Consider the following 21,002-nt stretch of genomic DNA (forward strand, 5'->3'; position numbering starts at 1 on the left):
AGAATCCTCCTATAGAGGAGAAAAAAATCAACGTCGACATAAAAACCGTACGGATGATGCCTCTAAAAATGATAAAAAAAACAAAGCATCTCCAAAATCGGGTTTTTAGAGATGCCCTTAACGATTACTCGCCACAACGCCGCAACTACAAATTATCGAAGAACGGCTTCCTTCTTTCCAACTTCAAGTCTTGTAGTATAGAAGCTTTCACAGCGATTCTGAAATTGTAGGAAGCATAATATCCAAACGGTGTCCAGTTGAGGTTCATGGTCCAGCAGTGGAGGTCGCGTGTTATACCTAGGTTTGTTGTGGTGAATTCTTTTGCTTGCACATCGTACCCGCTCGAGTATGTGATCTGCCATTTTTCTGAGAGTGCTAGCGTTCCACTGGCTGTAATGCTTTGTCTGATCGTTGGATCTTGATTTGGACCGTGCGAATAGTTCATGTTGTAGCTGAGGTTCAAGCTCCATGGAATCTCAAAGTCGACATATACATCAGGATTTTGCAGAAGATATTCTTTTTCGCTTTCCGGAAGTTCTGATTTCGCAATCTTCTCGCGACTGACGTTGTCTTTGTTCTGTTTCTTCGGATTTAAGTTTGTGCTCATCGCGAGGTTTGCCGATGTTATTCTACCCAATTTGAAATCTTTCCAAACGTATCGATCAATTTTCACTTCCGTAGGTACACCATTGACGTCGCGGGTTGCATAGGTGTAAGGATCTAAAACAGCAGAAAGGTTAACGTTAAGTCTGTTATCGAGAATGTTTGTGTTTGCTGACATGCTGATGGGCGCTAGGGCAAACTCTTCAGCTATCATGTTGTAGCTGGTGCTAAACGACAGGTTATTTAAGAGCATTATTTTTCGCGCAACCGAGTCATCTTCATCTTGCACTTTCATTTCGAAGTTATTTCCTAAACTAAATCCAACAGAACCATTGTGGCCAGTTTCAGATCCGCCATACACAAAGCCATCGTGGCGTGACTTAAGTTCTTCTCGGCCGTCTTCAAGGGTAATCTTTGTGAAGTAATCTTTATTGTCTCGAAAATCGGGCGTATAGCTAAAGGATAATGATGGATTCATCACATGTCGAATTGCTTTTACTTTTCCTTTTTTGAAAGGAAAGAAACCATAGATACGGGTGTTCAAGCTGGTGCTAAAACCGTAATTCGCAATGCGGTTAAATTTGTTTATGGTATCGCTGCGAACGGCACCAACTACCTTACCATCGATAATATTGGGTGCCCACTCCAATACTTTATCGTACCATACTTCTTCATAGTTTACAGATGGTGATACAGTAAAGTGTTTCAATACCTTCGTTGAATAACTCATGGGTATAGTATGGCGCATGCCTTTCTTTCCATCTTTAAAAAATTGCGAAAAGTTAGACGTCGTAAAAGGCGCAATACTGTCGCGGGTTGCAAATGAATTGACCCTGCCCAGGTTGTTGGTAATTCTGTTGGAGGTGGTCATCGCGTAGGAGATCGAGAAGTTATCAAGCGGGCCAGTTACACCGGATTTTTTCTGAAACGGGTACGTATTGGCCATGTTGAACGTAAGCGAAGGCAGCGTTAGGTCTACGACTTTTGTGATGATGTCTTGATCGTGCCGCATGTTGATACCCATGTTAAACGGCGTACCCAAGAATCGCTTGTTGTAGGATACATTGGAGCTCAACTTACGCGACATGTTGTTTAGGTTCGATGACTGAAATTCGCCAGGTGCTCCGTACATCAAATTGTTATTTCGAGTATAAGTTGCAGTTGCTGCATTTACGGATGCGGCAAACCGTCCTGATCCTTTTGTCTGCGGTGAGTGCGACCACGTTAATCGATAGTCTTTGGTAACAGAAGACGTTTCTATTTTATCGTCCATATCCGGGTTCTTTGAATATCCGAAAGTGAAAGAACCCGAGTACTTGTAGCGCTTGATGTAGTTGGAGTTTGCGTTCACCGCATGACCACCCTTTGAATAGATGTCACCCGTAACGGCAAGTTTTACGTAGTCACTGATATCAAAAAAGTATCCACCATTTCGAAGGTTGAATCCGCGTCGACGTTCCTCGCCGAATGACGGGAAAATGATTCCGGAGGCACTCTCTCGTTTCGATGGAAACATACCGAACAGAAATCCAATGGGCAGCGGAATGTCGTTGAATTCAAGATAGAAAGGCCCCGATACGATTTTGTCTTTTGGAATCGCCTTTGTTTTTGTAGAACGGATTACAAAGTGAGGATGCTCGAGGTCGCATGTCGTATAGCGATTTCGAATACTAAGAATCTCATTTTTTTCGTTCTTGAAAGCAGCATAGGCATGGAGGAATCCTTCGTCTTGTTTGGTAACAACTTCACTGATGCGGGCTCTTTTTGTTTTAAAGTTGTAGACGATGTCTTTCGTTTCATAAACTTCGGCGCCATTCTTGAATACGGGATAGCCCACACGTTGGCCGGTGGAGTCGCGCGTACCATGGGCGGTAAGCGTTCCTGCGGCATAGTCGATTTCGATCTCATCGGCTTCGAGTTCAATGTCGCCATAAACGATTTTGGCGTCGCCGTAAAGCCACACCATTTGGTTGTTCATGCTGGCGCGGATGGAATCCCTGGCCGAATAGTTGATAGTAGTTTCTATATCGCCTTTGGGCGGCTTAACTTTCGTAGAATCGGACACCAAAGAGTCCAATGACTGCCTTACACTGTCGCTTGGCATCGCATTGGTAGAGTCACGATCCGACAAGTTAGGCCTCACCTGGGCTTGAATAACCTGAAAGTTGAATAAAATAAAGATGGTTACAATTAAAGGACGCACTCGTACGCAATTCAGTTCTTTAGCTTCTTGCGAAAAATTCACAATTTTGCATAAAGTTATTGCAAATACATTGAACATAGTAAGGCCTTTAAGGAATATTGGATTAACGCTGGCATTGCTAGCAATAACCCTGCTAAACTCGTCCAGCTCGTTCGTACAACCACGAGATGCTAAAGTTGACGTGGTCGTCATTGATGCTGGTCATGGGGGGAAAGATAATGGAACGCATGGTAAAATACTTCAGGAAAAGGAGTTAGCGCTGAAGATAGCGTTGAAAGTAGGCGCCTATATCGAGAAGAATTTACCCGAAGTGAAAGTGATCTACACGCGCAAAGACGATCGTTATCTGGCTTTGGATGAGCGCGCTGCGATAGCCAATAAAGCGAAAGCCGACCTGTTTATTTGTATTCACGCCAACGCCAACAAGAATACCAAGGCATTTGGTACTGAGACCTTTGTGATGGGGCCGTCGAAAGAAGGCAAGAATTTGGAAGTATCGAAGCGTGAGAACTCAGTAATCTTGATGGATGAAAACTATCACGAACGATACGAAGGCTTCGATCCCAATAGCCCCGAGTCAAATATCTTGATCATGTTGACACAAATGGCTTACCAGGAAAGCAGCCTCAAATTCGCGAAAAAGGTTGAGGATCAGTTTAAAACAAAGGTAGGAAGATCCAGCCGCGGTGTGAAGCAAGATGTATTTTGGGTGCTCTGGAGCACGGCCATGCCGAGTGTGCTGATTGAAACCGGATTTTTAACGAATAGTGAAGAAGAAAAATTTTTGGCTTCTGAAAAAGGGCAGGATCTGATCGCTTCCGGTATCTATCGCGCCTTTAAAGAATATAAAAGTGACGTAGAATCCATAAATTAGCCGCTAAACCGCTCTGTTATCGCTACCAGCATGAAACTATCGAAGGAATTTAAGGTTGGCCTATTCATGGTCATTGCCATCACGTTGCTCTATTTTGGATTCAACTTTTTGAAGGGCATCGATTTCTTTTCATCCAATAATAAGTACTACGCCATCTACGACAACGTCGATAAGCTAACACCTTCAAATCAAGTGTTCCTCAGTGGCTTTGCCGTTGGACGCGTGAGCAAGATTGAAATTCAGCAGGAAAAAAATCGCGTGTTGGTTGAGCTCGACATTGATACCGATATCAAGATCACCAGCAATTCCAAAGTGTTGTTAAATGGTGACCTGTTGGGTGCGCGTTGGCTTCAGCTCAATATTGTGCCCGGAGGCAAAGAGCTGGTATCAAATGATACCATACCGTCGGATGTAGCAAAAGGGATATTGGATTTCCTCGCTGAAAACGCTGAACCTGTCGCGGCAACACTTCAAACAACACTTAAAAAAGTCAACGTGATCCTCGATAACCTCGCGGTAAACACGCAACAGTTGGATACGCTTTTCAAAGGTCTTCAGAAGACGCCGAGAATATTAAACAACACATTGTCAAGTGCCGGTAACAATATTGGTGAGTTGTCTGCTTCAATGAAAACGGTAGCTGGAAATTTGAACAGCACACTCGATGAATTAAAGCCTACCATTGCCAACTTTAGAAATATCTCTGACTCGTTGAAATCAGCCGAGATCACGGGAACAATTAAAAAAGCACAGGCAAGTTTGGCAAAGCTGAATGAGACGCTGGGTAGACTCAATAAAGGTGACAACACGGCAAGCAAGCTCTTAACGGAAGATAGTCTGTATGTAAACATGAATAAGCTCATGATTTCAATCGACTCTCTTGCACGCCATTTCAACGAAAACCCGCGTCACTTCCTCGCGCCATTGGGTAAGAGTGCTAAGAAAATTCAGCGCGAGAAAGCAAAGAAATAACAAAGGCTTATGTCTACACCTTGCGGTTGATCTTGATCTCTTCCGCTTTACTGTCATGCATCAGATCTTGCGTGAACGTTCTGAAATAACGACGTTAATCTTTCCATTCGACTTCCGGACTTGCGTACTTATTCCAATATTTGAGATACTACAACTCATTAACTCATGGCGCACGATCTTGAATTTAACCGGAATGAAGACCAGTTTAAACAGCTTGTCCAACAACTGCAAGCAAAAGCTAAGAAGACAAAACTTGGCGGTGGAGAAAAGAAGGTCGACGAACAACATCAAAAAGGAAAGCTTACGGCCCGCGAACGCATTGCATATTTAACGGATAACGGTGCCTCGTTTGTAGAGTTCGGTTTGTTTGCTGGAGAAGGCATGTACAAAGAACAAGGCGGCTGTCCTTCAGGTGGTGTTGTTACCGGACTAGGTTATGTAAAAGGACGACTTTGCGTGATTGTTGCCAACGATGCGACCGTGAAAGCTGGGGCTTGGTTTCCCATCACAGCCAAGAAGAATTTACGTGCACAAGAAATTGCTATGGAGAATCACCTACCCATCGTTTATCTAGTTGATAGCGCTGGTGTGTTTTTGCCAATGCAAGATGAGATTTTTCCTGATAAGGAGCACTTTGGTCGACAGTTTAGAAATAATGCAAAGATGTCGGCGATGGGCATCATTCAAATTGCTGCGATCATGGGAAGCTGTGTCGCGGGAGGTGCGTATCTTCCAATCATGTCTGATGAAGCGATGATCGTCGACAAAACCGGTTCGATTTTCTTAGCGGGTTCATACTTGGTAAAAGCTGCGATTGGCGAAGATATCGATAACGAAACCCTTGGCGGTGCTACCACACATTGCGAGATTTCTGGTGTTACGGATAATAAATTTCCAAATGACCAAGCTTGTTTAGATTATATCCGATCGCTCTTTGATAAGTTCGGTGAAAGTGATCGCGCTGGATTTGATCGTGCGACACCAGCAATGCCGAAAGAAGATCCCAAAGAGATTTATGGTTTAATGCCTGTTGACCGTGTGAAGCCATACGATGTGATTGAAATCATTAGAAGAATTGTTGATGAATCTGTATTTGATGAATATAAAGCGCTATACGGAAAAACGATCGTATGTGGTACGGCGCGAATCGATGGATGGGCGATTGGTATTGTAGCGAATCAGCGAAAGGTGGTGAAGACCAAGAAAGGCGAAATGCAAATGGGCGGCGTGATCTATTCTGATAGTGCCGACAAGGCTGCTCGGTTTATTATGAATTGCAATCAACGGAAAATTCCTTTGTTGTTTTTGCAAGATGTTAGTGGTTTCATGGTGGGTAGTAAAGCAGAACATGGCGGTATAATCAAAGATGGTGCGAAAATGGTAAACGCGATGGCGAACTCCACCGTGCCGAAATTCACCATCATTACGGGCAACTCGTATGGCGCTGGGAATTATGCGATGTGCGGAAAAGCTTATGACCCACGATTAATCTATGCATGGCCGACAGCTCAAATCGCGGTGATGAGCGGAGCCTCTGCAGCAAAAACGCTTTTGCAAATTCGCGTGAACACACTTAAAGCGCAAGGCAAAGAAATTACGAAAGAGGAAGAACAGAATTTATTAAAAGAAATTACCGATCGTTATAATGAACAATTGAGTCCGTACTACGCAGCCTCTCGCATTTGGGTGGATGGCGTTATCGATCCACTGGAGACACGCACTGTAATCTCTGCAGGTATTGAGGCGGCAAATCATGGAAAAGTTGAGCGTTTTAATGTAGGTGTGATCCAAACTTGATCGAAAAACGATTTTTAAAGTGCAGAAAGATATTTTCGACGGGAAAAAATTTCGATTTTTGGCCGAGACAATAAGGCTGTCGAACTAAAGCATCCGAATGAAAGAGACTGAATTGAAAGCACTGGTTTCCCTCCTTGATGATGAAGATACTCAAATTGTATCGCATGTTCAGGATAAAATCCGTTCGCTGGGAACGAGTGTGATACCTTTCTTGGAGCAAGAGTGGGAAAGCAATTTTAATCCGCAAGTACAACGTCGCATTGAAGACCTTATACACGGGCTCCAATATGAGTTATTGAAAGAGCGTATTTTAACTTGGTATACAAGCGACGATCAGGATCTGTTGACGGGCATGTGGCTCGTGGCAACGTATCAATATCCAGATCTTGAATTGCTGAAACTAAAACAAGACCTCGAACAAATTTACTACGACACCTGGTTGGAATTTAAACCAGACTTATACCCCTTCGATCAAGTGAAGGTGATCAACAGTGTGTTGTTTAATAAATTGAAGTTCGGCGCGAACACAAAGAATTTCCACTCACCTGGAAACTCGATGATCAACGTGGTCTTGGAATCCCGTAAAGGTAATCCCATTACCTTGTGTGTGATTTATCTTTTGGTGTCTCAAAAGTTGAAACTTCCGGTGTATGGCGTGAACCTTCCGAATTTATTTGTGCTCACATACAAGGATGAGCAACACACGCCATTTTATATCAACGCGTTTAACAAAGGATTGATTTTTTCACGCCAGGATATTGAGAATTATATCAGTGAACTTCATCTCAATCCGCAGTCGTCATTTTTTGAACCGTGCTCTAGTCTTGAAATTATCCGTAGAGTATTTCGCAATCTGATTATGTCGTTCGATAAAATGGGCGAGCATGAAAAGGCTGAAGAAGTAAAAGAACTATTGCTGCTCATTGCGGATGGTGCAGACTTAGGTGTATAGCTTTTATGCCATTGGCTATTAGTGTCTCGTTAAATCAAACGCTCAAGTCAACCACACCCACACCGAACTTCAGCACAAGTATATCTCGCCTGAGCTTATCTTTGGCCTGGCAGGGATTGTGCGGATAAGGTCCAGCGAGATATGCGTGTGCGTGGCCCAGCCGGCCTTGGAGGCGAAAAGAATTTAATTAGCAGTGGTGCATTATAAAATTACAGCTAGCTCCGAACCGTTATTGAAACCTCCCGCACAAAAACTTTTTACTTTCGATGATCTTTGGAAAGAGGCAACATGTGCTTTTCCAGGGCGCAATAAAATACGTAGTCGATAAGCAGTATGTCGCTTTTTTCGACTTTATAGTTCTTCCGAACAAAATAGGCCTTGCCTGCCGGCTTCTTTGGCATCCAATTTTAACCGGACGCACTATGGTTTCTAGCGAAATGAAAGTGTTGTTTATCATGAACCCCAATGCGGGGAGGAGCAACGCAGATAAAACTATTCTGGCAATTCACAATCGTGCGATCGTTGATCCATTCGATTTCAAGTTTGTTTACACAAGGGGAGAAGATGACGATGAACGTATCAACACCCAACTAGAAGCCTATCAGCCAGATCGTGTTGTTGCTTGTGGTGGCGACGGCACACTTCAACTCGTGGCGCGAAACCTGGTAGGCAAAAATATTCCGCTCGGTATCTTACCCACAGGCTCTGCCAATGGATTAGCTACTGCGATGAGTATTCCATCGGATCCAGAAGAAGCACTCGATGTAATTCTTAAAAGAAAAAAAATCAAGCCGACCGATATGCTCAAATTTAATGACGAGCATTGGTGTATCCATCTCAGTGACATCGGCACAAATGCGCTGCTTGTTAAAAGTTATCACGAAGCAGGAGATAAGGGAATGATTGGCTACGCAAAACATTTGATGGCATCTATCAACCAGAGCGAGTTGATGAATTATAAAGTGAAAACTGCGGAGGGTACGGTTGAGAAATCAGGTTTTATGGTCGCATTTGCCAACGCACACAAGTATGGTACTGGTGTTCAAATCTCGGAAGGTTCTGTATCCGATGGAAGATTTGAAATTAGTAACGTTCAAAAGATAGATCTTGAATCGGCAATCAAAGCCGGGCTTACGGCATTGAACGTGTTCATTGACAAGGACATGTTTTCTGATGTTATTAGTTGTGAAGCGGCGGAGATCGAGATTGATCGGAAAGTACATTGGCAAGTTGATGGTGAGTACTTGGGTGAAATTGATCGTCTGAAAATTGAGGTTATACCTTCTGCAATACAATTATTAGTATGAAACGTTTGCCGACATTGTTGAACTATTGTGCGCTGTCCAACGGAACAAGCAACTTAATTGTTGGTCAGTTGGCAAATACCAAACGAAGTGAGTTTACATTTCAGGAGTATAGCAAACGCAAAACGTTCTGGACATTGTTGGGTTTGTTTCATTCAAAATCGGTATCTCACGTCGAGATCGTTCTGAAATTTGATCACGGTCTAGTGAAGGGTAAGACAGATGGCACAGGTGCGTTTTGGGTTACAGCACAGGCTACAGACGCACCCTGGGTGCTCAAGGAAATTTCGCTCGGTGATGGAAGACCTGTCGTTATATTAGATCACCTTTATGCGCGAACCGTAAATATGCTGGAAAGCAAAACGATTGTTATTTCAGATATCGATGACACGCTCTTGCACTCCAATATTCGTAATCGTATCCATCAAATCCGAACGTTGATGTTTACAGTGATGGAAAAAAGGCGCGCTGTTGAAGAAACACAGCGGCTCATGAAACGATTAAAGGATGATGGCGCGGAAACTTTTTACTTGTCGAATAGCGAACAGAATCTTTATCCATTGATTTATCGATTTCTTCGTCATAATAATTTTCCAGAAGGTCCGTTATTTCTAAAGCAATGGCGTACTGTTCGGGATTTTATTATTCGGAACAGAAATAGAAATCGAAACGCGCATAAACTGGGAACACTTGAGAATTTGATGCGCATATTTCCAGAGCGACAGTACATTCTCGTCGGCGATAATACACAGCATGACCTATCGATCTATTTGCAAACGGCCCATAAGTTTCCAGACAACATCAAGCACGTTGTGATACGAAAAGTATATGAATCTGAAAGTGATAAAGATTTGTTCGGCACGGCGAAAGAGAAACTCGCGAAGCTAAATATTCAATTTCACTACGCAGGTAGTTTCGATGCCATAAATTTTACTAGCTAATCCAATTCTTAAATGCTGTTGCTTTCTCACGACTAATGTCGATCGAAACTTTCGTGGGCGGTTTTAGCGTTACCGTCAGTCCTTTATGCGTTGTGGTGATTTTTCCAACAGACTGAATATGAATGATGAATTGACGATTTACCCTGAAGAATACTGCTGGATTTAATAGGTTCTCAATTTCGTCGAGTGTGTGATGTTCGCTTATGAATTTTTCATTGTCAAGCGTGTGGATGTAAATTAATTCTTCTTTGTGGAAGTATGCGATGCTGTCTTGCTCAACGGGAATTAGTGTATTCCGGTGTAACGTGAGAAATCGTTCTTTATACTTTTTTGCATGCGTGCCCCAATTGCTCATTAAACTTTTGAGTTGGTCGCCCAATAGATGTTCTGCGCTTAAGGATTTGTATTTTGTTAATGCGGCCGTGAGTTCTTGTGGATCTACCGGTTTGAGGAGGTAGTCGATGCTGTTTAATTTGAACGCGCGTATGGCATAGTCATCATAAGCCGTTGTAAAAATGATGGGGCATGTAACATGAAGTGATTCGAAGATATCAAAACTGATCCCATCGGAGAGTTGAATGTCCGAGAGAATGAGGTCGGGCATTTTGTTCCCGCCGAACCATGTTTTAGCTGACTCAACACTACTAATGGTAGCGATTATTGTTGCCTCTGGTGCAAGCCGCGCGATCAGATTGTGTAAATCTCTTGCAACGAGCGCTTCGTCTTCAATGATGAGGATTTTCATAATGCCTAAAACTCAAAGTTTGGATTTTGCCATCCCATCGGAATATCGGCTTGATAATTTCCATGCACCTTGATGCGCATCTCCATTCGTCCTTCGATTCGAAATCCAAGCGATTGATACAAACCAATAGCACGCGTATTGTCCTCTTGTGTTACAAGCTCTACGCGACCGATGTGCGGCATGTTTCTCGCTACCTCTTCTAGAAAAATCGTAAAGATTGTTCTTCCGATTTTCTTCCCTTGATGATCGGGATGCACAGCGATCGTTAATTCCGTCAGCACATGATCAAAAACTTTTAGTCCGTTTCTGTACGCATGCAATTCGGCAATAATCTCTTTGTCATTGTCGGGATGCTCGCACACAATAATAAGTCCGCGTTCGATACTTTTTTCGACAAAAGATTTTACATGTTCTTCGGTAACCTCTTCTGCTCGGCGTGCAATTCCACCGGAACGTAGGGCTACCGCCTTGTAAAGGTCGATGAGTGCAGGAACATCAAGAGTATCGGCGGTTCTAAAATGCATAGGCTTAAATTAAAGGTACTTTAACAGCAAATCTTGTTTCGCTTACTTCGATAAGCACGGGTTTTTCAATGAGAAATCTATACAATGATTTGAGATTCTCAAGGCCCATCTTATTAGAGGTTTCGACTCTTTTTTTCTGTTGTAGATTATTGCTCACCACGAGGTAGTCGCCGATCGTTAGGATGTCAATCTGTAAAGGTTTATCCTTATCGACAATATTGTGTTTGATGGCATTCTCCAAAAGTATTTGAAGTGTTACCGGAACGATGGCGCGCTCGCGTGTTTCATGCATGATGTCAAAATTGATTTTAATCGCCTGTTCAAACCGTGTTTCTAATAAGAATACATAATTCTGGATAAAGTCAAGTTCCGTTTGAAGGGCAACAAAATTTTTGTCTTTATTCTGAAGTACGTATCGGTAGACTTTTGAAAGATGCTGCAAGAACTGTGAAGCTAGTCCTTGGTTCTCGAAGATTAAACTATTCAGCGATGTGAGTGCATTGAATAGAAAATGTGGGTTGAGTTGATTTTTAAGATTATCGAACTGTACCTGTGATTTTTCTTTCTCGAGCCGTTCTGCACGAACGATAGAATCTTTCCAACGACCGATGAAGTGAACGGTAAAGAAACCTAAATTAATACCCACAGGTATAAACACGTATAGGGCCCACGTTGCCGCGAGAAAGAGACTATCAAGCTTAAGCGGGAGTGCAGGCTCGCCAAATTTGTAAATGGTAAAACGAATGGTCAAGCCAACCAGAGCGCCAAGCAGGAGTTGTACGATAATTCGCTTCGAGATATTATTTTCAAATGGAAGCTTTTTGTTTAGCCAATGGTTGATACCGCGAAGTATTTCCCAAAATACAATGGCCAGAATAGTAGAGGCAATGAGGAGGTTAATTTGCATCGGCCATCCGAGCTCTTTCAGTTTCGGGATGCGAACAATAAATGCGGTCACACTTGCACCGAATAATAGGGCGTATGTTCTGACGAACTGCGAATGACCTTTGTAACCGAGAATCATTTGAGTAATCGTTCGCGGTTAAACAAAAAGAGCGGACATGTCATGGCAAAGGATATCAAGAAAGTGAATGCAATGTACCATCCAATATACCGCATCTTGATACGACGACTTTCAATGATCATCCACGTCATCATAGTTGACGCAGCGATAAGGAAATCAATGCTGATAGACGCCACAAAATTATTCGCGAAACCCGCGGCGATATAATTTTTTAACGTGAAAGGTACAGGACCTAATAACGCTTGTATGTTAAAGTACCAAGGCAAAAGCGCACCGGCAATTGCCATCAGCAAATAGAACCACATTACGCCTGTCCATGACCTCATGGCGTAAAGATCAGAATTCTACTTCATATAAAAACTTAAATTGTTTTTCAGAAACGCTTTGTGGGGTAAAGCGCATGGCAGCATTTCGGAGTTTCGCCAATATTGGGTTTTGAAGTTGCGCCACACGCCCAAGTCTCCAAGATGTATTCACAATCCTTGTCGTGCGTGCGATACGTTGTTTTTCAAAGTTGTAGAAGGCTTCTTCGGGAGAAGAATATTCATCAAGGCAATTCGCAAGTACGGCAGCGTCCTCAATAGCCATGCACGCACCTTGACCCATATTTGGTGTTGTCGCATGAGCAGCATCGCCCATCAGAACCAGATTGTTGAACGCGAATTTCTTGATGGGAGCGAGGTCAATGATATCACTCCAAATAATCTGATCGTTATTCGTATGGGATATTATTTTGGCTACCGGGTCATAGAATTCGCTAAACTCGCGCAGCAAATCTTCCACCTTATAGTTTCGTTTTGCGGGATCATTTTGTCGCGCGTTGAGTGTGGCGAACCAATAGAGGCGTTTGCCTGAAAGCGGTACAATTCCGAATCTAGAACCTGCGCCCCAGCTTTCAACAGTTTCTTCAAAATTGAACTCAGCAGGCAAGTTGTCGATCACGGCTCTCCAGCAAGTGTAGCCGGCGTAGCGTGGCTGGCTTTCTGGAAGCAACTTCTTTCTGAAAACGGAGTGAATACCATCCGAGGCAATCACATAGTCGGCGTGTGCGGTTGAACCGTCTTGAAAGAAAAGGTCAACACCATCCTTCGTTTGTTGAAAATCCGTACAGGCTTTTGCTAGTACCAGCGTATCAGGATGAAGTAGTTTTAATAATACCTCGTGAAGATCGGCGCGGTGGATCGTGAAGTTATTGATCAACCCGTAGCGCTCACGGATGCTATCGGAACTCGTTTCGTTCAATACTTTACCGTGATTATCTTTGATGATCAACTTCTGCAATACCTTGCCCTTTGCGATTATATTTTCGGCAATACCAATTTCAGATAGCGCCTTGATGGCATTCGCCGCCAGCATAATGCCCGCACCGAGTGGCTTGATATCGTTTGCACTTTCGTACACTTTTACCTGGTAGCCCTGGCGTTGCATGGCGATGGCTAACGTTAGTCCGCCGATACCACCACCAACGATGGCGAAAGTTGGCCACTTAGTCATTGGTACGCGATTTTTTTCTGATGTTTTTAATGCGTCTTGTGAGGCGTTCTTCTTCGGTTACAAGCGCCAGATTTATCTGAGCAATTTGAAACTGTTTCAGATACCCGTTTCGCGGATTGATAAGTGTAATTTTATTTTCCATACCACCTTTTTCTGTATGACAACTCATTTTACGGTTTCCCCTATGTTAGGATGTAGGCAACGCAACGTTTTTTTCGCGCGTGTTAACAATCATGCCGTCGCTCATTTCAACCACTTTGTCTGATTTACTGGCAAACTCCCCATCATGGGTCACCGCTATTATAGTTTGCTTGTAAACGTGAGTGAGCTCCCGAAAGATGTCAAAAACCAGCTGTGTGTTGTAAGAATCTAAGTTTCCAGTGGGCTCATCGCCCATAATAATGATCGGATCGTTGATAAGCGCCCTGGCAATAGCCACCCGTTGCTGCTGCCCACCGGATAATTTCGCCGATTGCTTACGGGCTTGTTCGTGAACACCTAAAATCTTTAGTTTTTCATACGCGCGTGATTCAATTTCTTCTCGAGAATATTTCTTAAGTTTTAACGCCGGAATCATCACATTTTGCAGTACCGTGAACTCTGGCAATAGATAATGAAACTGAAATACAAAACCAATGTGCTCATTCCGAAAGGCAGCGAGTTCGTTTTGATTTTTGCCCGTAAGCCGTTGTCCTGCAATTTCTAAATCACCATCATAATCTGTATCCATCGTCGACAATATGTACATCAACGTGGACTTCCCACAACCCGACTTACCGACAAGCGAAAGAAACTCACCCTTGTTAACCGACAAGTCAATTTCTTTCAGTACTTGGAACTTCACGGGATCGTAGAAGTACTTGTTGATCTTATGTGTTCGCAATACCTTTTCCATTCTTAACCGCGTAAAATTTCAATAGGATCTACATGAGATGCTTTTCGCGATGGCATGTACCCGGCCAATGCGGTAGTAGTAACACCAAAGACGATTCCGATCAAATAATATTTTAATTTGAAGTTCACAGGAAGGTGTTCAATGCTAAGAATATCGCCGCCGTTAAAGGGAGCTTGGGCAATCAATGAAGAAAGTCCAAAGCCGATGACGAGCCCCAGCACACTTCCGGCCAGACCGATTGCTAACGATTGAATCACAAAAATTTGCTTCACATCGCCACCTGAGAATCCCATCGCCTTGAGAATGGCAATGTCTTTCATCTTGTTGATGATGGTCATGTTGAGGATATTATAAATGCCGAACCCTGCAACGATTAATAGTGTAATCGATACGGAATATGTTAAAATGTTACGGATGATGACACCCAAGAGCATCGTTGCATTCGCGACCTCCCAATCTTCTGCTTTGTAACGAAATTGTTTTTGGTATTGTGGCGCAAGTTCTTTGGCCAAATGAAAATCATGAAGCTTGATGTTGATGTCCGTAATGTATGCTTTCTCTTTCTGTAAAATATGTTGAACAGTAGAAATGCTAGCATAGCTCTTTATATTATCGATTGCACCGATACCCATTTGAAAGAGTCCGACGATTTTTAGTGTCGTGGTAAAACCTTGTGGTGTCGTAATAACGACACGATCGCCGGTTTGAGCTTTTAGCTTGCGCGCAAGTCCTGTTCCCATAATGATTCCATTAGGATCTTGAATGAGATTTTCGATACGTCCTGCTTTCATCTTTGCTTTGAGGCCGAACAACCGATCTTCTTCAATGATGTCGACACCGGCAATCGTACCGCCGAGTTGCACCGGACCGTAGTTGTAAAAAACTTGTGATGTTAGCTGTGGCGATACGCCTCGCACGGTAGGATCTCGACGAATGATTTCAGCAATCTTGAAAGCATTGCGCACTTTTTGTGTTTCGTTCTTGGGCTTGGGGTGATGTACAAAGTTTATCCCGCGCGGATTCAGCTCCTCAACAATCGACGTTCTGTCTTGTGTGATGTCATGATAAATTCGAATATCGGGAGAAGACGTCATCGCTAGTGATTCGGTCATATCATTTAAACCGGTCATCAAACTCACCATTGCAATGAACATCCCGATGCCGAACGTAACACCCATCATGGCCACCAGCGTTTGCTTAGGACGAGAAAAGAGATGTGTTTTTGCAATATCGAATGTAAGCTTCATGGGGAGTCGGTTATCTGTTATCTGTTATCGGTTCACGGTTCACGGTTCACCGTGATATCTGTTAAACTGTCAACCGTGAACTGTTATCTGTCAACTGTTAACTGTTAACTGTTTTAACTGTTAAACTGTGAACTGTGAACGGTTAACTGTGAACTGCGCGCTACTTCAATATTTCAACTTCATCGAGTGTTTTAATGCCTGTGGTTACTTTCACTTTTTTCTTTTCTCCATCAATTTCCATCCAGACAGAATCTCCCGGTAGAAGCGCCGTGTTGGGGATGACAAGTGCGCTGTTTTTTTCGCGAACAATAATGTTGGCTTCAACAGCCAATCCTGAAAAACCAGCGGGTAACTTTTCGTTAAGTACCGCATCGACGCGAATGGATTGTTGTAATTGATTCACCATCGGATAGACTTTTTTAACCGTCGCGGTGAATACTTTATCAGGATATGCATCAATCTTCGTTTTAACTTGTTGACCAACCTTGACGCGTTGAATATCGAGCTCATCAACATTGAGCTTTAAGTAGAAGCTGTTGTTATCACCAGCGATAGCAATCAATTCGCCCCGACGAACCAACTCTCCTTTATCTTTTGTCGTGTGGAATAACGTTCCGTCAACATCACTTTTTACAATATATCTCCCGCTTTCATCGGCGGCAATTTGAAGTTGTGCCTGCATGTTTTGAAGTTCTGTTGTGACTTGATCCTTCACTTTTTTCAAGCGACTCTGTTGTAGCAGAAATTCGTTCTTAGCATTTTCATACTGCAGTTTGAAGCGTTCATAATCAACCTTTGTCGTAGCATTTTCCTTCCATAGATTTGAATAACGTACGAAATTGACCGAGTCGAACTGCAACTTTGATTTTACGGATGCTACTGCGGCGGACAACTCAGTGAGTAGGGGAGAGTCTGCTGCTGCGTTCTTACGGGCGAGGTTATAATTGTCTTGCGCAATTTTGAAACGTGCACTTTGCTGGTCACTGTCGATGATAAACAAGACGTCACCTGTTTTAACGTCGTCACCATCAGCAACAAGTTTTTCGCGCAGATAGCCGTCGACCTGCGAAAATATTTCGTACTCATCTTGCGAACTCACGATGCCTGACGCGTACACCGCTTCAATCAAAGGTTTCGTCTTCGGCGTGACGACTTCTTCTCGGTTGCCGCACGAAATGCTAGCGATAAGGACGATGGTTACCAATACTCGATTCATGAACTGAATGCTTTTCAGTCATAAAATACGGATACCCCTTAAGCACGGACAATGTAAGTTTAGGGAAATGCCGTAAGGATTGATTGAGGTGTGTGGAAATGGGATTGAAGTGTTTTGCCGAGGCAGGACCTGACGTGTTGGTGTGTTGACGTGCTGACGTAAAAAAGAATTGTGTTTGAAGTCTATAGCCCTCGGACTTTAGTCCGAGGCATGCGTGCATAAGTTTAGCCATGAAGAACACAATGTTCACAAGGGAATGCCGAAGTACCACCTTGTGTTCCTAGTGCTCTTTGTGGAGAAATGAATTCTGGTATCTACTTAGCGTGCACACGTTTAGCCACGAAGAACACAATGTTCACAAGGGAATGCGAAGTACCGCCTTGTGTTCCTCGTGCTCTTTGTGGAGAAATGAATTCTGGTATCTACTTAGCGTGCACAAGTTTAGCCACGAAGAACACAATGTTCACAAGGGAATGCGAAGTACCGCCTTGTGTTCCTCGTGCTCTTTGTGGCGAAATGAATTCTGGTATCTACTTAGCGTGCACAAGTTTAGCCACGAAGAACACAATGTTCACAAGGGAATGCGAAGTACCACCTTGTGTTCCTCGTGCTCTTTGTGGCGAAATGAATTCTGGTATCTACTTAGCGTGCATAAGTTTAGCCACGAAGAACACAATGTTCACAAGGGAATGCCGAAGTACCGCCTTGTGTTCCTCGTGTTCTTGGTGGAGAAATGAATTCTGGTATCTACTTAGCGTGCACAAGTTTAGCAACGAAGGTCCCCCGCGCATTCGACGTTTTCAAAGAATGTACATTAACGATTAACTACTAGATATTAACGACCCAGCATTCACTATTAACGATTAACGAATAACGACGAGCGAAGCGAGTAAAGTACCGAAGGAGGGACTCGAACCCTCACGCCTTGCGGCTCACGCACCTGAAACGTGCGTGTCTACCAATTCCACCACTTCGGTATTTATGAAGATGCTATGATAAGGAACTTTCCATTCCTGCCTCTCCGTGTTAGGAGAGGGCAGGTGTTGTGCCCAGGACTGGACTCGAACCAGCACACCGGTTAAGGCTCTACCACCTCAAAGTAGCGCGTCTACCAATTTCGCCACCTGGGCATGGAAAGTACTGTCGTGAACGAAGGTGGAATCAATTACCACTCCTCGACAGGGCGACAAAAGTAATAAGCTTTATCGTTTTAACAAAAGAGATCACAAAAATCGACTGAGCCAAATGCCAAAAACAACGGCAAGCAATCCCAAAATCAAGCTTATACTTATGTAAAACAGCGACAACGGCAGCATCTTGCTGCTGATCAAGTTTACGTTTTCCCACGCGAATGCAGAAAAAGTCGTGAATCCGCCGCAGAATCCAGTTCCTAGAAACAGTTTCCATTGATCGGAAAGTCCCGTTTTTCGCATGAAAAATCCCACGATAATACCCAGGATCAATGAGCCGACGATATTAACGATTAGAGTTCCGTAGGGAACTAGTGAATTGATCCGTTGGTCGATAGATCGAACAGCCGCAAAACGGGCAACACTACCGATAAACCCGCCGAGCCCTACAATCATCATGTTAGCAAATGTCATGGTTCAATGATTTGTGATTGTTGTCAGCGGCTTAAAATTACTTTAGTCGATACCAAGATCTTACAAGGATCAACATTGATTTGAATGAACGATAACGCTTGCAAAGAAAATTCATCGGTTTCACAATGCATATGAGTCAAAGTTACTGTTTTTTCGCGGCCTTTGGCTTTCGCATGGGCATGGGAGCTGTGAACGACGTATTCCCAAAACTTAACACAGAAACTGACTTCGTCAAGGTTTATGGATTTACAATTTTCAGATGCTTGCTGAAAGTTTTCAAATTTCCCGAGTAAAACTCTGCAGCCGTGCACCTTCGATATAGTCGGTGTAGATGTATGAAATAATCATTGACCTTTGCTACTTTCCCGTAAAACTCGAACGAAACTTATCCCCGATGGACATTGTGACGGCCACTTATCACATGATCATGCAAAGGCAATAAAAATCTTTACGCCAGCTTAGAGAACGCTGCAAATACTCTAACTTGTCGTCGACTATGCTTTCTAAAAAATGCAAGTATGCTATCCATGCGCTCGTTCACATGGGAAAACGCCCGACGGAACAGTTTGTAGTGAAAGACATTTCCGAAGCGTGTAACATTCCGCGCAAGTTCCTGGAGTCTATTTTGCTCGAATTAAAAAGAGCGGGGATGCTGGGGAGCAAGCAAGGCAAAGGTGGTGGATATTTTCTCCGTAGAACGCCGCCCGAAATCAATTTGGCAGATGTTGTGCGCTTGTTTGACGGCGCTATTGCAGCCGTACCGTGTGCAAGCTTTAAATTCTATGAGTCGTGCGATGAGTGCGAAGACGAAGACGTTTGCGCTGTGCGCGATGCCTTTCTACAACTTCGAAATGCGACCGTCGAAATGCTCAAAGCCGATACCCTCGAGTCGTTGCTGAAAAAAGAAGCTATTCTCCGTACAAAGAAAAAGCGATAAAATTCCAGCCGTTTATTGTCTATAAACTAAATAGACTTTATAATTTCGGAACGCTAAAACAACCACGGTTGTTAACCACCATATTATTTCACTAAAACCATTATAAGTATGTCACTACGATTAGGCGATGTGGCTCCCGATTTCACAACGGAGACTACGCAAGGCACCATCAATTTTCACGAATGGTTAGGCAACGGCTGGGGAATTCTCTTTTCTCACCCTGCAGATTTCACCCCGGTATGTACGACGGAACTCGGTGCAATGGCCAAGCTTGACAATGAATTCAGAAAACGCAATGTGAAAGTGATCGCCATCAGCGCAGATCCACTCGACTCACACAACCGATGGATCGGCGATATCAACGAAACACAAAATACAAGTGTCAACTATCCTTTGATTGCAGATCCTGAGTTTAAGGTTGCTAATCTCTACGGCATGGTTCATCCCAATGTAGATAAGTTCACCGTACGCTCTGTGTTTGTAATCGGTCCCGATAAAAAAATCAAACTGATGATCACCTATCCTGCATCGACAGGTCGCAACTTCGATGAGATCTTACGCGTTGTCGATAGTCTTCAACTTACCGCCGGTTATAGCGTAGCAACGCCTGCAAACTGGAAACATGGCGATGATGTAATCATCACGGCAGCAGTTAAGGACGAGGAAATCGAAGCAAAATTTCCGAAAGGTCATAAGCGTGTAAAACCGTACTTGCGTACGACACCGCAGCCAAATTTGTAAAATTCTCTTAATAGCGACGATGTAAAATTGACGCCGGTCTCGAAAGAATAAGGCCATCGCCGAGAAATCGCGATGGCCTTTTCTATGTTACATTTATAGTCAGCGCGTAGACGCGCGTATTCATATGCGGTTAAAGATTAGCGGAATACTCGCAGCCTCCGATCTTTTGAAGTACATGATCATCGCCTGCTTTGCTATATAGTAGCGCGTCGCGAAGATGTTTTTTGGAACCGTTGTTCTCAATATCGAATTCAATCGACACATCAATCAATCCGGTGTCGCCAATAGGTACAATTTCACCTACTGTCACGTTTGTGACTTTTGATTGCAACGGAACACTGTCGCAAGGAAGTGTTCCAAATTTTGTGACGACGTCGTCGACGATTTGATCATGAAAGGATTTTTTTTGCGCGCAACAAATGGTTAACACCATGATGCCGGTTCCGAGTACGGTTGATAATAAACGCATGTCGTTATTGCTTTTCGATTTTTAGTATTGTTGATGTTCTTGCTGTTATCTCGATGTTACGAGTGAAACATTTGAAGTTGCAAACGGCGATTTTTGAAGTCGTCATTGTTGCAGGGAACTAAAAACAACGACGTAGCGGAATACAATGCGTGACGCATGGTTGACATAAGATGAATTGGGGTTAAATGATGTACCAAAAATGGAAAAAAGGTTTTTCGTGAACAACGCGATGTAATTTTTCTGGTGAAATAGAATGCGTTTTGCCTGGAGAGTTTTTGATGTAGCGGCGCGCTACGTTTCTTCCGCTATTAATAATTCATATTTATAGCAATATGGTGGTGGGTATTACATGCATAAAGTTGCTTCCGATACCATCATGGAAAGACACTTCAGTTATATGCTGCGGAACGCACCTTGGTATTGTTTTATTTTTGATCCATTCCTTACATATCCACAGAAT

Annotated in this window: 20 protein-coding genes and 2 tRNA genes; 8 read left to right on the forward strand and 14 right to left on the reverse strand. The window is 43.3% G+C overall.

Annotated elements, in window-relative coordinates:
* Positions 1–145: 145 nt before the first annotated feature.
* Positions 146–2,806: a putative LPS assembly protein LptD gene (locus DQQ10_RS26900; RefSeq protein ID WP_112750058.1), complete on the reverse strand. Its 2,661-nt coding sequence runs from the start codon at positions 2,804–2,806 to the stop codon at positions 146–148.
* A 46-nt stretch (positions 2,807–2,852) separates the two neighbouring features.
* Here DQQ10_RS26900 and DQQ10_RS26905 point away from each other — a divergent pair, with 46 nt between their 5' ends.
* The 6 genes from DQQ10_RS26905 to DQQ10_RS26930 all read left to right on the forward strand — a co-directional run bounded on the left by DQQ10_RS26905 (position 2,853) and on the right by DQQ10_RS26930 (position 9,646).
* Positions 2,853–3,680 carry an N-acetylmuramoyl-L-alanine amidase family protein gene (locus tag DQQ10_RS26905; RefSeq protein ID WP_245970556.1) on the forward strand — a complete coding sequence of 276 codons (828 nt, stop codon included), beginning with the start codon at positions 2,853–2,855 and terminating at the stop codon, positions 3,678–3,680.
* Positions 3,681–3,710: 30 nt separating this feature from the next.
* Positions 3,711–4,652 (forward strand): MlaD family protein, encoded by a 942-nt coding sequence (locus DQQ10_RS26910; RefSeq protein WP_112750060.1) that lies wholly within the window; start codon positions 3,711–3,713, stop codon positions 4,650–4,652.
* 165 nt (positions 4,653–4,817) lie between these two features.
* On the forward strand, positions 4,818–6,449 hold the full coding sequence (locus tag DQQ10_RS26915; protein ID WP_112750061.1) for an acyl-CoA carboxylase subunit beta: 1,632 nt from the start codon (positions 4,818–4,820) through the stop codon (positions 6,447–6,449).
* A 97-nt stretch (positions 6,450–6,546) separates the two neighbouring features.
* Complete coding sequence (locus DQQ10_RS26920; RefSeq protein ID WP_112750062.1) at positions 6,547–7,401, forward strand: transglutaminase-like domain-containing protein; 855 nt, start codon at positions 6,547–6,549, stop codon at positions 7,399–7,401.
* Between the two features lie 422 nt (positions 7,402–7,823).
* Complete coding sequence (locus DQQ10_RS26925; RefSeq protein WP_245970557.1) at positions 7,824–8,708, forward strand: diacylglycerol/lipid kinase family protein; 885 nt, start codon at positions 7,824–7,826, stop codon at positions 8,706–8,708.
* On the forward strand, positions 8,705–9,646 hold the full coding sequence (locus DQQ10_RS26930) for a phosphatidate phosphatase App1 family protein (protein ID WP_112750063.1): 942 nt from the start codon (positions 8,705–8,707) through the stop codon (positions 9,644–9,646). Before DQQ10_RS26925 ends, DQQ10_RS26930 begins: the two co-directional genes overlap by 4 nt.
* Here the strand turns inward: DQQ10_RS26930 and DQQ10_RS26935 are convergent.
* From DQQ10_RS26935 to crcB, 12 genes are all read right to left on the reverse strand, one after another.
* On the reverse strand, positions 9,639–10,391 hold the full coding sequence (locus DQQ10_RS26935; protein ID WP_112750064.1) for a LytR/AlgR family response regulator transcription factor: 753 nt from the start codon (positions 10,389–10,391) through the stop codon (positions 9,639–9,641). The two genes, DQQ10_RS26930 and DQQ10_RS26935, sit on opposite strands and share 8 nt — an antisense overlap.
* 5 nt (positions 10,392–10,396) lie before the next feature.
* Positions 10,397–10,915 carry a GNAT family N-acetyltransferase gene (locus DQQ10_RS26940; RefSeq protein WP_112750065.1) on the reverse strand — a complete coding sequence of 173 codons (519 nt, stop codon included), beginning with the start codon at positions 10,913–10,915 and terminating at the stop codon, positions 10,397–10,399.
* A gap of 4 nt (positions 10,916–10,919) precedes the next feature.
* Complete coding sequence (locus tag DQQ10_RS26945; protein ID WP_112750066.1) at positions 10,920–11,939, reverse strand: sensor histidine kinase; 1,020 nt, start codon at positions 11,937–11,939, stop codon at positions 10,920–10,922.
* Positions 11,936–12,265 (reverse strand): DUF2834 domain-containing protein, encoded by a 330-nt coding sequence (locus DQQ10_RS26950; protein ID WP_112750067.1) that lies wholly within the window; start codon positions 12,263–12,265, stop codon positions 11,936–11,938. Before DQQ10_RS26950 ends, DQQ10_RS26945 begins: the two co-directional genes overlap by 4 nt.
* Before the next feature lie 10 nt (positions 12,266–12,275).
* Entirely contained in the window at positions 12,276–13,433 is a 1,158-nt protein-coding gene (locus DQQ10_RS26955) for an FAD-dependent monooxygenase (RefSeq protein ID WP_112750068.1), read from the reverse strand.
* The gene (locus tag DQQ10_RS28045) at positions 13,426–13,575 is read right to left on the reverse strand and encodes a hypothetical protein (RefSeq protein WP_165824142.1); all 150 of its coding nucleotides are present in this window, start codon (positions 13,573–13,575) and stop codon (positions 13,426–13,428) included. Before DQQ10_RS28045 ends, DQQ10_RS26955 begins: the two co-directional genes overlap by 8 nt.
* 45 nt (positions 13,576–13,620) lie before the next feature.
* Positions 13,621–14,328 carry an ABC transporter ATP-binding protein gene (locus DQQ10_RS26960; protein ID WP_112750069.1) on the reverse strand — a complete coding sequence of 236 codons (708 nt, stop codon included), beginning with the start codon at positions 14,326–14,328 and terminating at the stop codon, positions 13,621–13,623.
* Positions 14,329–14,330: 2 nt separating this feature from the next.
* Positions 14,331–15,575: an ABC transporter permease gene (locus DQQ10_RS26965; RefSeq protein ID WP_112750070.1), complete on the reverse strand. Its 1,245-nt coding sequence runs from the start codon at positions 15,573–15,575 to the stop codon at positions 14,331–14,333.
* Between the two features lie 160 nt (positions 15,576–15,735).
* Positions 15,736–16,791, reverse strand: coding sequence for an efflux RND transporter periplasmic adaptor subunit (locus DQQ10_RS26970; protein ID WP_112750071.1), 1,056 nt, complete (start codon positions 16,789–16,791; stop codon positions 15,736–15,738).
* 895 nt (positions 16,792–17,686) lie between these two features.
* Positions 17,687–17,768: transfer RNA gene (locus DQQ10_RS26975), tRNA-Leu, on the reverse strand.
* A 69-nt stretch (positions 17,769–17,837) separates the two neighbouring features.
* A tRNA-Leu gene (locus tag DQQ10_RS26980) sits at positions 17,838–17,921 on the reverse strand.
* A gap of 93 nt (positions 17,922–18,014) precedes the next feature.
* Positions 18,015–18,395: a fluoride efflux transporter CrcB gene (gene crcB / locus DQQ10_RS26985; protein WP_112750072.1), complete on the reverse strand. Its 381-nt coding sequence runs from the start codon at positions 18,393–18,395 to the stop codon at positions 18,015–18,017.
* 496 nt (positions 18,396–18,891) lie between these two features.
* Here crcB and DQQ10_RS26990 point away from each other — a divergent pair, with 496 nt between their 5' ends.
* Together DQQ10_RS26990 and DQQ10_RS26995 are read left to right on the forward strand one after the other, a co-directional pair.
* Positions 18,892–19,332, forward strand: a complete 441-nt coding sequence (locus DQQ10_RS26990) for an RrF2 family transcriptional regulator (RefSeq protein ID WP_112750073.1) — start codon at positions 18,892–18,894, stop codon at positions 19,330–19,332.
* 108 nt (positions 19,333–19,440) lie between these two features.
* On the forward strand, positions 19,441–20,073 hold the full coding sequence (locus tag DQQ10_RS26995; protein ID WP_112750074.1) for a peroxiredoxin: 633 nt from the start codon (positions 19,441–19,443) through the stop codon (positions 20,071–20,073).
* Between the two features lie 130 nt (positions 20,074–20,203).
* Here the strand turns inward: DQQ10_RS26995 and DQQ10_RS27000 are convergent, their stop codons facing one another.
* Entirely contained in the window at positions 20,204–20,542 is a 339-nt protein-coding gene (locus DQQ10_RS27000) for a hypothetical protein (RefSeq protein ID WP_112750075.1), read from the reverse strand.
* Positions 20,543–21,002: the final 460 nt, after the last annotated feature.

It is taken from the genome of Pseudochryseolinea flava (assembly GCF_003286915.1).
GTDB lineage: Bacteria > Bacteroidota > Bacteroidia > Cytophagales > Cyclobacteriaceae > Ohtaekwangia > Ohtaekwangia flava.

Bases quoted from the DNA above. Each gene is read 5' to 3' on its own strand.
- DQQ10_RS26910 (WP_112750060.1), top strand. From the start codon at position 3,711: ATGAAACTATCGAAGGAATTTAAGGTTGGCCTATTCATGGTCATTGCC.
- DQQ10_RS26915 (WP_112750061.1), top strand. From the start codon at position 4,818: ATGGCGCACGATCTTGAATTTAACCGGAATGAAGACCAGTTTAAACAG.
- DQQ10_RS26920 (WP_112750062.1), top strand. From the start codon at position 6,547: ATGAAAGAGACTGAATTGAAAGCACTGGTTTCCCTCCTTGATGATGAA.
- DQQ10_RS26925 (WP_245970557.1), top strand. From the start codon at position 7,824: ATGGTTTCTAGCGAAATGAAAGTGTTGTTTATCATGAACCCCAATGCG.
- DQQ10_RS26930 (WP_112750063.1), top strand. From the start codon at position 8,705: ATGAAACGTTTGCCGACATTGTTGAACTATTGTGCGCTGTCCAACGGA.
- DQQ10_RS26935 (WP_112750064.1), bottom strand. From the start codon at position 10,391: ATGAAAATCCTCATCATTGAAGACGAAGCGCTCGTTGCAAGAGATTTA.
- DQQ10_RS26940 (WP_112750065.1), bottom strand. From the start codon at position 10,915: ATGCATTTTAGAACCGCCGATACTCTTGATGTTCCTGCACTCATCGAC.
- DQQ10_RS26945 (WP_112750066.1), bottom strand. From the start codon at position 11,939: ATGATTCTCGGTTACAAAGGTCATTCGCAGTTCGTCAGAACATACGCC.
- DQQ10_RS26950 (WP_112750067.1), bottom strand. From the start codon at position 12,265: ATGAGGTCATGGACAGGCGTAATGTGGTTCTATTTGCTGATGGCAATT.
- DQQ10_RS26955 (WP_112750068.1), bottom strand. From the start codon at position 13,433: ATGACTAAGTGGCCAACTTTCGCCATCGTTGGTGGTGGTATCGGCGGA.
- DQQ10_RS28045 (WP_165824142.1), bottom strand. From the start codon at position 13,575: ATGGAAAATAAAATTACACTTATCAATCCGCGAAACGGGTATCTGAAA.
- DQQ10_RS26960 (WP_112750069.1), bottom strand. From the start codon at position 14,328: ATGGAAAAGGTATTGCGAACACATAAGATCAACAAGTACTTCTACGAT.
- DQQ10_RS26965 (WP_112750070.1), bottom strand. From the start codon at position 15,575: ATGAAGCTTACATTCGATATTGCAAAAACACATCTCTTTTCTCGTCCT.
- DQQ10_RS26970 (WP_112750071.1), bottom strand. From the start codon at position 16,791: ATGAATCGAGTATTGGTAACCATCGTCCTTATCGCTAGCATTTCGTGC.
- crcB (WP_112750072.1), bottom strand. From the start codon at position 18,395: ATGACATTTGCTAACATGATGATTGTAGGGCTCGGCGGGTTTATCGGT.
- DQQ10_RS26990 (WP_112750073.1), top strand. From the start codon at position 18,892: ATGCTTTCTAAAAAATGCAAGTATGCTATCCATGCGCTCGTTCACATG.
- DQQ10_RS26995 (WP_112750074.1), top strand. From the start codon at position 19,441: ATGTCACTACGATTAGGCGATGTGGCTCCCGATTTCACAACGGAGACT.
- DQQ10_RS27000 (WP_112750075.1), bottom strand. From the start codon at position 20,542: ATGCGTTTATTATCAACCGTACTCGGAACCGGCATCATGGTGTTAACC.